This window comes from Bacillus sp. EKM420B, assembly GCF_011065565.1.
In the GTDB taxonomy this organism is placed as follows: domain Bacteria; phylum Bacillota; class Bacilli; order Bacillales; family Bacillaceae; genus Bacillus; species Bacillus velezensis.
Map to the genome: position 1 here is coordinate 209,694 of NZ_JAAMNX010000001.1, position 13,462 is coordinate 223,155.

Here is a 13,462-nt window from a genome sequence, read left to right on the forward strand (position 1 = left end):
GTCATATCTTCCATCAGGCTGACGAAGAGAATTGCAGGGCCGATCCGCCGCATGGCTGAAAATGCCCGCCGTATTGCAGGAGGGAACCTTGCTGTTGAAATGCTTGATTATAAAGGGAAGGACGAACTGAAAGAGCTGAATGACTCATTCGGAATGATGGCTGAACAGCTCCGCACCTTAATTCAGGCGATCGGAGAGGTCGGCCGTGAAGTCGAGACTTTTGCGGAAGGTTTGACGAAGGAAAACCAGACGCTGAAGGACATGACCGAGCAGGTGTCCGTGTCGACGGAAGAAATGGCGCAAGGCTCCCAAACCATTTCAGAAGATCTGCAGCATGCGGTGCAATTCATTGAACAAATGGATGAACATTCAAAGGCGAACGCCGAACGTTCAAAACAAACGACGAGAAGCAGCGAAGAGACGATTGCGGCGGTGGCTGCGGGGCGAGGTGCTTTAGCCGAGACCAAGCAAGCCATTGATAAAAGCAATGAGACATCAAAAGAGATTTCCGAAGCCGCCGATCTCTTCATAGAGCATGCGGCAGGCATCAGTATGATGGCGCAGACCGTTTCCGACATTGCGGGCCAGACCAATCTGCTGTCCTTAAACGCCGCAATCGAGGCGGCCAGAGCAGGCGAGGCCGGAAAAGGATTTGCCGTCGTTGCCGAGGAGATACGGAAGCTCGCAGACGGATCAGCCAAAGCGACCGCGCAGATTTTCGATATGGTAAAGCAAATTGAAGACGGCATCACATCCATTACCGGAGCTGTCACGACCGGCGTCGCTTTAGCGGACAGACAGCAGGAGCTGATGGAGAAAACGTCAGAATCATTCGCCCATATTGAACAAAAAGCCGCCCATATTAAGGCGGAGCTTACTCAATTGGACGGACGGATCATCGAATCGAAACAGCTTGGTGAGCAAGTGCTGCATCATGCCGAAAGCATCAGCGCCGTCGTTCAGGAAACGGCTGCAGGAAGCGAAGAGATTTCTGCCTCCGCGCTTGAGCAGCTGTCTTCTTTTCATAAAATGGCGGAAAGCGTCAATAATCTGGTGAGCCTGACAGAGCGGTTAAACGATCAGGTCCGCCGGTTTACTTTGTAACGGACATCCGTGCGCAAAAAACAGCCCTCTTTCTTCTAAGACAAGAGGGCTGTTTTGCTTTTACAGATGGTCCGGTTTTTTGGAATTCTGGTTTTTTCCCGCCTGCCGGTTTTTTTCGGCAAGCCGGTTCTTTTTCTGATTTACGGCGTTATTGTCCAACGGTTTTTTGTCATCATCTTTCATGCGGCAAAGCCTCCCTTCTGTCCGTTAGGATGCCCGCCCGCATTGAAATTATGGCTTCAGGAAAAAAATCGCGAGCGTGCCCGGCCCGGAGTGGGCGCCGATCGCAGAGCCGATTGAATGAAGAATGATCTCTTTCGGATGGAACGCTTCTTCAATCATTTCCTTCATCCCAATCGCCGTCTCTTCATTATCTGCATAGCTGATTCCCACGGTTTGATCCGCCCAATCGCCGCCTTCTTCCTTCATCATTTCTATAATCCGTTTAAACAGTTTCTTTTGTCCGCGCAATTTTTCGAGCGGCACGAGCCTGCCGTCATCCACATGCAGAATCGGTTTGATGTTCAAAAGCCCCCCGACAAAAGCGGACGTTTTTGAAATTCTGCCGCCCCGCGCGAGATAAGCGACGTCATCGACCGTAAATATATGTTTCATCCGTGCGCAAAAGTTCTTTACAGACGTTTCGATTTCTTGTATTGTATTCCCGTTAACACAGAGTGTTTGCGCGTGCATCACCGCGAGGCCGCATCCCAGTGAAGCGCATTTGGAATCTACAATCCGTAAATCAAAATCGGGAAATTCCTCTTTTACTTCATTGGCGATCATTACGGCCGTCTGATAGGTGCCGGAAAGACCTGAGGAAAAGGCGATGTATATCGCCGGTTCTCCCAGTTCCGCGTATTGTAAAAATACTTTTTTTATCGTATCCGGTGATGCCTGGGATGTTTTCGGAACTTTCCCGTCCCGCATCGCTTGAAAGATATGATCCGCCTGAATGGTGACCGCGTCCTCATATTCGTTTCCGTCAAGTGTTACGTGCAGCGGAATGAACCCGATCCGGTTTTCTTCAATATAAGATTTCGGCAGGTCAGAGGCGCTGTCAGCAATAAGGTGAACTGTCATCATAATTCCCTTCTTTCCGGTTGGTGAGAGTATGCCAACTATATCATATAAATTTGGCAAAATAGTGTTCAAAACTTTATTTTAAGGGAAAAGCTAATAATGAAAATGAGCGGAGGAGCAAGCCATGGTACTAGAACAAGTAAAAAAATTAGCAATCGTCGTCATCGGCGCGTTTCTGTATGCGGCGGGACTGAATTTATTCCTGATACCGGCGAATGTATATGCCAGCGGTTTTACCGGTGTCGCCCAGCTGCTGTCAAGCGTCGTTGATCAATACGCCCCCTTTTATATTTCGACAGGAGTTCTCATGTTCCTCTTAAACATTCCCATCGGTGTGTTAGGGTGGCTGAAAGTCGGCAGATCATTCACCGTATACAGCATATTAAGCGTAGCGCTGACGTCCGTCTTTATGGGGATTCTCCCGGAAATGAGACTGTCACACGATATTCTTCTGAATACCGTATTCGGAGGAGTCATCTCAGCTATCGGCATCGGTTTAACGCTGAAATTCGGCGCTTCGACAGGCGGTCTTGATATCGTGTCGATGGTGCTGGCCAAATGGAAGGATAAACCGGTCGGCACATATTTCTTCATTTTGAATGGGATTATCATTTTGACGGCAGGATTATTGCAAGGATGGGAGAAAGCATTATATACCCTTGTCGCTCTGTATGTCACAACAAGGGTGATTGACGCCATTCACACGCGCCACATGAAACTGACCGCCATGATCGTTACAAAAAAAGCTGATGAAATCAAAGAAGCGATTTACGGGAAAATGGTCCGAGGCATTACGACGGTGCCGGCAAAAGGCGCTTACACAAACGAACAGAAAGAAATGATGATCATCGTCATCACGCGGTACGAATTGTATGACCTTGAGAAAATCGTAAAAGAAGTCGACCCGAAAGCCTTCACTAACATCGTGCAAACGACGGGGATCTTTGGTTTCTTCAGAAAAGACTGATAGGAGCGGATAGAATGAAGTGGCTGTTTGGCCTGTTATTACCGGTCATTTTATTGATCGGATGCAGCAGTCAATCCGGGCAGAAGGAGCCCGCTGAGGAGGTATCCGGAGAGATGAATGAACAGCAAGCGGAATTAGCCGTAAATCCTGTGCAGACAGATCAGCAGATCGAATTTCAAATGTCTTTAAAAAACAAAAGCGAAAGCCCGATCGATTTCACATTCAGCTCAGGGCAGAAATTCGAACTGACCGTACATGACCAACATCACAAAGAACTGTACCGCTATTCAAAAGACAAAATGTTTACTCAGGCGTTTCAGACCGTGACCTTAATGCCGAATGAAACGTATGACTTTTCAGATGTGTGGAAGAACGTGCCCGGTCCGGGAACATACACGGTGACGGTGACGTTTTTAGGGAAGTCCGATCAGATCGGAAAAAGACTGAAAACGGTAAAAACATTTAAAGTAAAATAAAAAAGCGGCGCCCTCATCTCAAACGGGGCGCCTTTTTTTATTGCAATTTCTCCAGCTGATCCTGAAATTGGTGCAGCTGCTGACGTTCTGCATCCGTCGAATTGGCGTACGCGGAAGACACGGCATTTTTGGCGCGTGAGACAGCTTTTTCCTGGTCGCCGTCCTCGAAACCGTTAGCAATCATGACGGCCTGCTGGACAAATGACTTGGCTTGAGAAAACAGTTCGTTTCTCATTAAAAGTCAACCTGCCTTTCAGCCGAATCTTTTGCTGCATCATGCTGTGCTTCCTCTAATGTAGACCGATATGGAAATCTTGCGTCATGAAGACTGACAGAGTCCTTGCCTTGCTGAATAAACCGTTTTGATTTGTTTCGTTTACCCATTGCAATGTCCCCCTTCCATATTTAGACGAGATGAGTCGTCTGTTTTAGTATGGGCGGAAGGCTTTGTGTTATGAGCGGGAAAACCTCACAGGGAGAAATAGGATTTTAAAAATTCGGCGATTCCGTCCGCTTCATTTGAACCCGTGACGCGATCGGCGGCCTGTTTGACTTCATCCGTGCCGTTTCCCATCGCTACGCCGCACCCGGCAAATCGGAGCATTTCAAGATCGTTGTCTTCGTCGCCGAACGCGATGATCCGTTCTCTCGGCACTTGGTAATAGTCGCTGATTTTCTTCAGGCCGACCGCTTTATTCATCCCGTGTTTAATAATTTCAATCACATGCCAAGGAGCCGCCCATCTTCTGTGGTCAATGACCTCGGCGTGCACATCGGATAAATGCGCGCGTATGTCCGCGACGTCCTCTTCCTTCGCGTGAATCAATACGGACGTCACATCCTCTTTGACCGTTTCGCGCAGATCGCCGAATGTGACATTCGCCGTATTCATATGAAACGCCTCAATTAAATGCTCATCATGATAATGGAAGTACACATCATCAATGATCTCAGCGAGCACATTATGTATTTGATAGGTCTCTGTAAGTTCGGCAAGCTGTCTGACCACATTGACAGATAGAGATGTGTGGTAGCGCCCCCATGACTCGTCTTTCGGGTGGTGGACAAACGCTCCGTTAAAATTGACAATCGGCGTTGTCAGCCCAAGCTCGTCATAATACATCGAACTGGAACGGAAAGGGCGGCCGGTTGAGATGCAGACATGATGGCCCGCTTCTTTCAGCGTCTGAATCGTCCGTGCCGTTTCAGGGGAAATGGTTTTATCATCTTTTAATAAGGTTCCATCCAGATCTAAGGCGATGAGGTAAGGTTTTGTCTCCATAAATAACTCCTTTTGTCATATAATTTGCTGTTTTTCTCTTATGTACAGTGTAGCTTTTTACCATCTTTATTGTCTACATGTTACACTTATGATTATGGTTATCCTAAGGAGGGAGTCAACGTGATTCTTATTGATCATCAAACTGTATCAGGCATTCCGTTTTTACATATTGTAAAAGAAGAAAATCGGGACCATCCCGCTCCCCTTGTTTTCTTTATTCACGGTTTTACAAGCGCGAAGGAGCATAATCTTCATTTCGCTTACCTGCTTGCTGAAAAGGGTTTCAGAGCCGTGCTGCCGGAAGCTCTTTACCACGGTGAACGCGCTGAACAGCTGTCAGCAGAAGAGCTCGCCGTCCATTTTTGGGACATTGTCTTAAATGAAATCGAGGAGCTTGACGTGCTGAAAAAGGATTTTGAAGCGCGCGGTCTGATTGAAGACGGGCGGATCGGTCTTGCGGGCACCTCAATGGGCGGAATTACGACATTCGGCGCGATGGCCGCGTATGATTGGGTCAAAGCCGGCGTCAGTCTGATGGGAAGCCCGAACTATACGGCATTTTTTCAGCAGCAGATTGACCACATTCAAAAGCAGGACATCGACATTGACGTCACAAAAGAACAGGTCGACGAACTGTTTGCGCGGCTCAAACCGTTCGATCTCAGTCTGGAACCGGAAAAACTCCGCAGCCGCCCGCTGCTGTTCTGGCACGGCGTTCAAGACAAAGTCGTTCCGTATGCACCGACCCGCGGCTTTTATGAAACGATTAAACCTCATTACAGCAGCCGGCCTGACCATCTTCAGTTTCTGAAAGACGAACGGGCTGATCATAAAGTCCCGAGATACGCCGTTTTAGAAACCGTCGCCTGGTTCGATAAGCATTTATAAAGCACAAAGGTGTTAACAATACCCGCTTTTACGTTATACTGAGGAAAAAGGAGTGATGGAACGTGGAAGAAGCATTAAAAGAAAACATCATGGGCGCCTTGGAGCAGGTTGTTGACCCTGAGCTCGGCGTCGATATCGTCAATCTCGGTCTTGTATACGACGTTGATATGGATGACAACGGCCTGACGCACGTTACGATGACACTGACATCAATGGGGTGCCCGCTCGCTCCGATCATCGTCGACGAGGTGAAAAAAGCGCTCGCCGACATTCCGGATGTAAAAGAGACGGAAGTCCACATCGTCTGGAATCCGCCGTGGACAAGAGACAAAATGTCACGCTACGCAAAAATCGCATTAGGGATTCAGTAATAAGAAAATGCACCCCGGATTTTAGGTACATCCTAAAGTTTGTAGGTGCTTTTCTTTTGTCTGCATATAAGTGACAGTGAGGGCTTGTTTTGGATCGCAAACGAACCCTTATATATAAAATTTCATATGAGGTTTATCTTTTTTGTAATAGGACAGTCTGTCCTGGAGTGTACCTGTGTGGAATTCAAATTTATGTCCATCGGGATCAGTAAAATAAATTGACTTTTGATCTTGCTTATCTCTAGGACGCCCATTTAATATATTTACATTTAGATTTTTTAACCTTTGAAGTAGTGCATCAAAATCTTTTGGGTCAATTGTAAAGGCCGTATGCGTATAGGATTTATGTATTTCATTTCTTGGTATATCCGCCTCTAAGTTAAGTGCAAGCCAAAGCCCGTTCAGATCAAAATATGCTGTTTTTTGCCCTTTAACCAGAAGTTGTGCATGAAATACTTTCTCATAAAATTCTATAGATTTTTCCAAATCTGAAACAGAAAAAAGAAGGTGATTGATCCCTTTTATGTTCATTTTCCCCACCTCATTTAACATCTTTGTTTTAAACAATCCCTTTGGTAATACATCTGCATATATATCGATTATATACTGACTAAAAAATCATTTTTAGGGATTTCTGTGTATTTTTTATGCCCGGTGTTTTCCGGATGACCGTTTTGAACTGTACTAAACATGATTCTGCCGGGGCCCGTTTTGTCTGCTTTGTCGCTGCAGACCGGCGTGCGGAAAGAAGGGCAAGTCACTAAAAAACCCGAGTTTCCCGCCATTCGGGGGTTTTTGCGGTATCGGGTTAAAAAGGAAAAAAACGGACGGAGGCATGATATAATAGACCGGCTGCATGCGAGGGAGGAACCCATGAAGAAAAAATTACTTCTCATTATCCTTAGCATTCTTGTTTATATGGCGCTGTTCGCTGTTTCCGCCTTTCACAAAGAGCCGGAGCGGCAGGCAGGGACAATGACGGATGTCAGCCGTCTCATGCCCGTGAAAATTAAGCAGACGGTCAAAGGAAAAGAGAAAGAAACATTGGTCGAAACGATTAAGGAAGCAAAGAGAAAGCATCTGAAGATCTCAATCGCAGGCGCCCAGCACTCAATGGGCGGCCAGACGTATTATGAAGACGGTATCGTTCTCGACATGACGGGCTACAACAAAATACTCGGTCTCGACCGAAAGAAAAAAATCATCAGAGTGCAGGCGGGAGCGACGTGGAATGATATTCAGCGCTATGTCAATCCGTACGGGCTCGCGGTAAAAGTCATGCAATCGCAAAACATTTTTACGATCGGGGGCTCACTGAGCGCCAACGCCCACGGCCGGGATATCCGGTACGGTTCGCTGATTGATACGGTCAAATCGTTTCATCTTTTAAAGGCGGACGGCAAAGTCATCACCGTTACTCCGAAAGATGACCTGTTTTCAGCCGTCATCGGCGGCTACGGCCTGTTCGGCGTCATCCTTGACGCGGATATTGAGCTGACGGATGATGAGCTTTATGAAATGAAAACGAAACGCATGAACGCTGATACATACAGTCAATATTTTACGCAGCATGTTCAGCGCAACCCCGCCGTGCGCATGCATCTCGCGCGGATCGCAACAGGGGATAAAGGCTTTTTGCACGATATGTATGTGACTGATTACACACTCTCAGACAACCAGAAAGAATTAAAGCGGCACAATGAACTGAAAGAAGATGAGCATCCGGCGCTGACGAAATTCGCGCTCGGCCTCTCCCGCCGGTATGACTGGGGAAGAAATTGGTTCTGGTCCACCCAGCAGTCTTATTTTCTCAGCCAAAACGGCGTGAAAGTCTCCAGGAACAATGTCATGCGGTCAGAATCGAAGTTTTTGGAATATGAAAACACGGACAACACCGACGTGCTTCAAGAATACTTCGTGCCCGTCGGCGAATTTGCGCCGTACATCCATGATTTACGCAAGACGCTGTCACATGAAGATCTCAATCTCGTAAATATTACGATCCGCTACGTGCAAAAAAATGAAAAAGCCGATCTGTCATACGCAAAGGAAGACATGTTTTCACTCGTTCTTTTAATCAATGAAGGGTTTTCAAAAGACAGCCAGACGAGTGCAGCGCGGATTGTCAGAAAAATGACGGATACGGCATTGCGCCACCGCGGCAGTTATTATCTGCCGTATATGCTGTATCAAACGAAAGAGCAGATGCGCGAGGCATATCCGAAAAGCGATACGTTCTTTCGGAAAAAACACAAATATGATCCCGATGACTTGTTTATGAATTATTTTTATCAGAGGTACAAATCATGAAACACAACCATTTAAAATGGCTGATCCTGTCTCAGAGCAGTGTCTTTTTTGCAGGCAGCCTGATCTTTCCGTTTTATATTTTATTTATTAAAAACATCGGTTCCAGCTACACGCAATTCGGTCTCTCATACGGCTTGTTCGGCCTGAGCGGCGCATTGATTCATCCGCTGCTCGGCCGGCTGTCGGCAAGACTGGATCCCCGCTGGTTCCTGATGGCGAATTCGTGGGGGATGGCGGTGCTTCTTCTGACGCTCCCGCATATTACCGGCGTGCACCAGGTTTATGTTGTGCAGGTGCTTTTGGGCCTCTTCGGCGCCATGCAAAAACACGGCGAGAAAATCATGATCGCAGATTACACCGACGGCGGGGAGCGGGGGAAAAAAGTCGGCAGCTATCATTTCTGGACGGCCGTATTTTCAGCTGCCGCCATTATTCTCGGCGGGTTTCTCGCTGATTTCTTTACGGTTTATATTATTTTTTACGCCAGCTCCGTGCTGTTTTTTATAAGCGGGCTGATGATGCTGAAAAAAACAGGCTGATCCGATCAGCCTGTTTTTCTTATGAACCCCCCTCAATCGAGAGGGGGTTTTTTGTCAGCGAAAACAGATGGAAAATGAATGAAAAAATATTAAATATACAATTGAATTAATTTTTATTCATGTTATAATGTTAAATAATTTCACAAAAACCAAGAAGGTGAACCCGTTGAAAATAGGTATTATAGGCGCTACTGGTTATGGAGGCGCCGAACTTGTCAGGATTCTTAACCATCACCCTTATACAGAAGATTGTATATTATATTCATCGAGCGACGAAGGGAAAGAATATGCCGCTTCATATCCGCATTTGAGGAATATAGCGTCACAATCACTTCAGCCGCTTCATATAGAAACGATTCGAAACGAAATTGATGTCATGTTTACAGCCGCGCCGCCCGGCGTTTCCGGAGAGTGGTCGCCCAGGCTGGCGGAGGCGGGCATCCCGGTCATTGATCTATCCGGTGATCTGCGGATTCAAAACCCGGCCGTGTATGAAAAGTGGTATAAGCGGAAGGCCGCGCCGAAAGGAACGATTCAAAGCGCGGTTTACGGTTTAGCCGAACTGCAAAAAGAAGAGATTCAGACTGCTAAGCTGATTGCCAATCCGGGATGTTTTCCGACGGCTGTGCTGCTCGGGCTCGCCCCGCTGGCGAAAAATAAGCTTTTACAAGATTCATTTCTGATTGTTGATGCGAAAACAGGCGTATCCGGTGCCGGCCGAAAAGCATCCATGGGCACTCATTATTCTGAGCTGAATGATAATTTCAAAATTTATAAGGTTAATGAGCATCAGCATACTCCGGAAATTGAACAGCAATTGGCGGCATGGCAGCCCGGCACAGGTCCGATCACGTTTTCCGCACATTTGGCGCCGATGACAAGGGGCATTATGGCGACGATGTACACGGAGGCTCCTCCGGGAATGTCTGCTGCACAGGTAAGAGAATTGTATTCCGAATTCTACAAAGATTCATTTTTTGTCAGAATCAGGCCGGAAGGTGAATTTCCGGCGACGAAAGAGGTATACGGCAGCAATTTTTGTGATATCAGTGTCACCGTGGATAAAAGAACAAACCGTGCCACCATCGTTTCTGTCATAGATAATCTGATGAAAGGCGCCGCAGGGCAGGCGGTTCAAAATTTAAATATCATGAATGGCTGGCAGGAAGAAACGGGACTTACGATGACGCCAGTCTATCCATAGAACGAAAGAGGGATTCGAAAATATGATTCAGCTGAGTGAGGAAATCACGAAAATAAAAGGCGGCGTATCCTCGCCGAAAGGGTTTGAGGCAAAGGGCGTGCACTGCGGTCTGCGCTATTCAAAAAAAGATCTCGGAGCGATTATCAGCGAAGCGCCTGCAGTCAGTGCGGCGGTATATACGCAGAGCCATTTTCAGGCAGCGCCCTTGAAAGTGACGCAAGAGAGCTTAAAAAAAGAGGCCGTGCTTCAGGCGGTTATCGTCAACAGCGCGATTGCCAATGCCTGTACGGGAGATCAAGGATTAAAGGACGCCTATGAAATGCGGGACGGCTTCGCGAGCCAGCTCGGCATTGAGCCGGAGCTTGTTGCGGTTTCGTCAACCGGGGTGATCGGCGAGCTTTTAGATATGAAAAAAATTCAAGCGGGCATCGAACAGCTCGGTCAAGCGCCGTCCGTGTCCGGAGCATTTGAAGAAGCCATTTTGACGACGGATACAGTGACGAAACAGACGTGTTATGAACTGGTGATCGGCGGAGACATCATCACGATCGGCGGAGCGGCGAAAGGCTCCGGCATGATCCACCCCAACATGGCGACAATGCTCGGCTTTGTCACAACGGACGCGGCCGTGGAAGAACAGTCGCTCAAAAACGCGCTCAGAGAGATTACGGATGTTTCATTTAACCAAATCACCGTTGACGGAGAAACATCGACGAATGACATGGTGCTTGTGATGGCGAACGGCTGCGCGGGGAATGATTGCCTGACGGAGCAGCACCCTGACTGGCCGGCATTTAAAAAGGGGTTAAAGCTTGTATGCGAAGACCTTGCCAAAGATATTGCCAGAGACGGTGAAGGAGCGACGAAATTAATTGAAGCCAGAGTCGAAGGCGCGAAAAATAACCTTGAGGCGAATATTATTGCTAAAAAAATCGTCGGCTCAAGCCTTGTGAAGACCGCCGTTTACGGCACTGACGCCAACTGGGGGCGCATCATCGGCGCCATCGGGCACAGTGCGGCAAGCGTAACGGCCGAACAAGTGGAAGTTTTCCTCGGCGGTCAGTGTCTGTTTAAAAACAACGAACCTCAGCCGTTTTCGGAAACTGATGCCAAGGAGTACTTATCAGGTGATGAGATTACGATTGCAGTCCGCCTGCAGGAAGGCTCCGGCAGCGGCCGGGCATGGGGCTGTGACTTAACTTATGATTATATCAAAATCAATGCGAGCTATCGCACATAACAAAGGGGAGCGGCATGAAGAAAACCATCGTTTTTAAGTGCGGCGGAAGCGTAATCCGCGAGTTATCCGCCGATTTTTTTCAAAATGTAAAAGAGCTTATGCAATCGGGCTGGAACCTTGCCGTCGTGCATGGAGGCGGCCCGGACATTTCAAGAATGCTGAAAACATTGCAGATTGAAACGGAATTTGTCGATGGACAGCGGAAAACGACCAAACCGGTGCTGGAAACAGCGGAAATGGTCTTGTCAGGGACAATCAATAAATTTTTCGTGACCGAACTCGCGAAAAACGGGCTGAAAGCCGCGGGAATATCAGGAAAGGACGGCGGTCTCCTTCAAGCATCTTACCTTAATCAAGACAAATACGGAGAAGTCGGCGAAATACAAAAAACCGATCCGTCAATCATTCACGCATTAATGAAAGAAGGCATCATTCCCGTTATCGCTCCGCTTTCCATGACAAGTGATTTCGAAACGCTGAACGTCAATGCAGACGCCGCGGCATCGGCCGTCGCTTCAGCCTTACACGCCGATAAACTTTTATTTGTCACGGATGTCGAAGGAATTATGGACGGAGAGAACAGGCTGGATACTTTGACGCCGCAAGAGATTCAGGCCCTCATCGATGACGGCGTGATTTCAGGAGGGATGATTCCGAAGGTAAACTCGGCATTATCGGCACTGAGTGAAGATGTCGCGGAAGTGATGATCGTAAACGGAAAAGGAGCGTTTTTCACCAATCAAGTCTTCCGAGGAACAAAAATCGTCAAAGAAAAGGAGAGCGTGTCATGAGCAGCCTATTTCAAACCTACAGCCGCTGGCCTATCGATATTAAAAAAGCGAAAGGGACAATCGCAGAGGATGAAAACGGAAAAACGTATCTCGATTTTATTCAGGGCATCGCCGTTTCCAATCTCGGCCATTGTCATGATGCGGTGACAGAAGCGGTGAAAGAACAGCTTGACAGCGTATGGCACGTTTCCAATCTGTTTGAAAATGATCTTCAGGAAAAAGCCGCGGCAAAGCTTGCCGGACATAGCGAGGGGGATCTCGTTTTCTTCTGCAACAGCGGAGCCGAAGCGAATGAAGGCGCCATTAAACTTGCCCGTAAAGCAACGGGAAAGACAAAAATCGTAACATTCCATCAATCCTTTCACGGACGGACCTATGCGGGGATGGCCGCCACCGGACAAGACAAAATCAAGACCGGTTTCGGACCGATGCTCCAAGGCTTTCACTATCTTCCGTTTAATGACCCGTCGGCATTCAGCACGCTTTCAAAAGAGGATGATATCGCCGCCGTCATGCTTGAGACGGTGCAGGGAGAAGGGGGAGTCAATCCCGCCGATCCGGAATTCATCGAAGCCTTACAGACATTTTGCAAAGACAAACAGGCGCTGCTTATCGCAGACGAGATTCAAACCGGAATCGGCCGGACGGGCAAGGCATTCGGCTATGAGCACTTCGGCATCTCTCCGGACATCATCACTGCTGCGAAAGGGCTTGGAAACGGTTTTCCCGTCGGAGCCGTGATCGGCAAAAAGAAGCTTGGCGACGCCTTTACGCCGGGTACGCATGGTACGACTTTCGGCGGCAATAAGCTCGCCATGGCAGCTGTGAAAGCAACTTTGGACATTGTGTTTCAGCCGGACTTTCTCCAGGCGGCGGCAGACAAAGGCTCTTTTTTAAAAGCGCAGCTGAACCGTGAACTGACAGGGCCTTTTGTAAAAGAAATCCGCGGAAAAGGGTTATTAATCGGCATTGAATGCGCAGGTCCCGTGTCCGGCATCATCGGAGATCTGCAGGAACGCGGGCTTCTCGTGCTTCCGGCCGGACCGAATGTCATCAGGCTGCTCCCGCCGCTTACGGTTTCTGAAGAAGAAATGCTGTCGGCCGTCAGTATGCTGAAAGCAGCGATCGAAGCGCATTCGGCAGTGAAACGGTAATTTTTTTCGATATAAAAGTATAAAAATTCATATTTTTAATTAATTATTCATCA

17 protein-coding genes are annotated in these 13,462 nt (G+C 47.8%); 11 read left to right on the forward strand and 6 right to left on the reverse strand.

From position 1 onward, the window contains the following. Positions 1–51 precede the first annotated feature (51 nt). Positions 52–1,104, forward strand: coding sequence for a methyl-accepting chemotaxis protein (locus tag G9F48_RS20015; protein ID WP_437340527.1), 1,053 nt, complete (start codon positions 52–54; stop codon positions 1,102–1,104). 60 nt (positions 1,105–1,164) lie between these two features. On the opposite strand, the gene G9F48_RS01120 is transcribed toward G9F48_RS20015, so the two are convergent. Next, complete coding sequence (locus G9F48_RS01120) at positions 1,165–1,287, reverse strand: hypothetical protein (protein WP_003155105.1); 123 nt, start codon at positions 1,285–1,287, stop codon at positions 1,165–1,167. Positions 1,288–1,335: 48 nt separating this feature from the next. Beyond that, complete coding sequence (locus tag G9F48_RS01125) at positions 1,336–2,187, reverse strand: DegV family protein (RefSeq protein WP_014304769.1); 852 nt, start codon at positions 2,185–2,187, stop codon at positions 1,336–1,338. A 124-nt stretch (positions 2,188–2,311) separates the two neighbouring features. Between G9F48_RS01125 and G9F48_RS01130 the strand changes: the two genes are divergently transcribed. Both G9F48_RS01130 and G9F48_RS01135 read left to right on the forward strand, forming a co-directional pair. Beyond that, entirely contained in the window at positions 2,312–3,154 is an 843-nt protein-coding gene (locus tag G9F48_RS01130) for a YitT family protein (RefSeq protein ID WP_003155101.1), read from the forward strand. Positions 3,155–3,168: 14 nt separating this feature from the next. Beyond that, positions 3,169–3,630: a BsuPI-related putative proteinase inhibitor gene (locus G9F48_RS01135; protein WP_165408894.1), complete on the forward strand. Its 462-nt coding sequence runs from the start codon at positions 3,169–3,171 to the stop codon at positions 3,628–3,630. Between the two features lie 37 nt (positions 3,631–3,667). Here the strand turns inward: G9F48_RS01135 and G9F48_RS01140 are convergent, their stop codons facing one another. The 3 genes from G9F48_RS01140 to G9F48_RS01150 form a co-directional block, all read right to left on the reverse strand. Then, positions 3,668–3,865, reverse strand: a complete 198-nt coding sequence (locus G9F48_RS01140) for a DUF3813 domain-containing protein (protein ID WP_003155097.1) — start codon at positions 3,863–3,865, stop codon at positions 3,668–3,670. Continuing rightward, positions 3,865–4,014 (reverse strand): hypothetical protein, encoded by a 150-nt coding sequence (locus G9F48_RS01145; RefSeq protein ID WP_003155094.1) that lies wholly within the window; start codon positions 4,012–4,014, stop codon positions 3,865–3,867. The genes G9F48_RS01140 and G9F48_RS01145 overlap by 1 nt, the downstream gene beginning before the upstream one ends. Before the next feature lie 85 nt (positions 4,015–4,099). Further along, the gene (locus G9F48_RS01150; RefSeq protein WP_165408895.1) at positions 4,100–4,912 is read right to left on the reverse strand and encodes a Cof-type HAD-IIB family hydrolase; all 813 of its coding nucleotides are present in this window, start codon (positions 4,910–4,912) and stop codon (positions 4,100–4,102) included. A gap of 120 nt (positions 4,913–5,032) precedes the next feature. On the opposite strand from G9F48_RS01150, the gene G9F48_RS01155 reads away from it, so the two are divergent. Further along, a complete protein-coding gene (locus tag G9F48_RS01155) occupies positions 5,033–5,800 on the forward strand; it encodes a prolyl oligopeptidase family serine peptidase (RefSeq protein ID WP_094247083.1) in 768 nt (255 codons plus the stop codon). Between the two features lie 62 nt (positions 5,801–5,862). Continuing rightward, positions 5,863–6,171, forward strand: coding sequence for a metal-sulfur cluster assembly factor (locus tag G9F48_RS01160; RefSeq protein WP_094247082.1), 309 nt, complete (start codon positions 5,863–5,865; stop codon positions 6,169–6,171). A 108-nt stretch (positions 6,172–6,279) separates the two neighbouring features. On the opposite strand, the gene fosM is transcribed toward G9F48_RS01160, so the two are convergent. After that, positions 6,280–6,702: a FosM family fosfomycin resistance protein gene (gene fosM, locus G9F48_RS01165; RefSeq protein ID WP_156735296.1), complete on the reverse strand. Its 423-nt coding sequence runs from the start codon at positions 6,700–6,702 to the stop codon at positions 6,280–6,282. A 342-nt stretch (positions 6,703–7,044) separates the two neighbouring features. Here fosM and G9F48_RS01170 point away from each other — a divergent pair, with 342 nt between their 5' ends. From G9F48_RS01170 to G9F48_RS01195, 6 genes are all read left to right on the forward strand, one after another. Next, on the forward strand, positions 7,045–8,481 hold the full coding sequence (locus G9F48_RS01170; protein ID WP_165408896.1) for an FAD-binding oxidoreductase: 1,437 nt from the start codon (positions 7,045–7,047) through the stop codon (positions 8,479–8,481). Then, positions 8,478–9,020, forward strand: a complete 543-nt coding sequence (locus tag G9F48_RS01175; RefSeq protein ID WP_003155082.1) for an MFS transporter — start codon at positions 8,478–8,480, stop codon at positions 9,018–9,020. Before G9F48_RS01170 ends, G9F48_RS01175 begins: the two co-directional genes overlap by 4 nt. Before the next feature lie 166 nt (positions 9,021–9,186). After that, positions 9,187–10,224, forward strand: coding sequence for an N-acetyl-gamma-glutamyl-phosphate reductase (argC, locus tag G9F48_RS01180; RefSeq protein ID WP_165408897.1), 1,038 nt, complete (start codon positions 9,187–9,189; stop codon positions 10,222–10,224). A 22-nt stretch (positions 10,225–10,246) separates the two neighbouring features. Further along, on the forward strand, positions 10,247–11,464 hold the full coding sequence (gene argJ, locus G9F48_RS01185) for a bifunctional ornithine acetyltransferase/N-acetylglutamate synthase (protein WP_165408898.1): 1,218 nt from the start codon (positions 10,247–10,249) through the stop codon (positions 11,462–11,464). A 14-nt stretch (positions 11,465–11,478) separates the two neighbouring features. After that, positions 11,479–12,255, forward strand: coding sequence for an acetylglutamate kinase (gene argB / locus G9F48_RS01190; RefSeq protein WP_015388454.1), 777 nt, complete (start codon positions 11,479–11,481; stop codon positions 12,253–12,255). Continuing rightward, a complete protein-coding gene (locus G9F48_RS01195) occupies positions 12,252–13,409 on the forward strand; it encodes an acetylornithine transaminase (RefSeq protein WP_029973152.1) in 1,158 nt (385 codons plus the stop codon). The genes argB and G9F48_RS01195 overlap by 4 nt, the downstream gene beginning before the upstream one ends. The last annotated feature ends 53 nt before the right edge of the window (positions 13,410–13,462 follow it).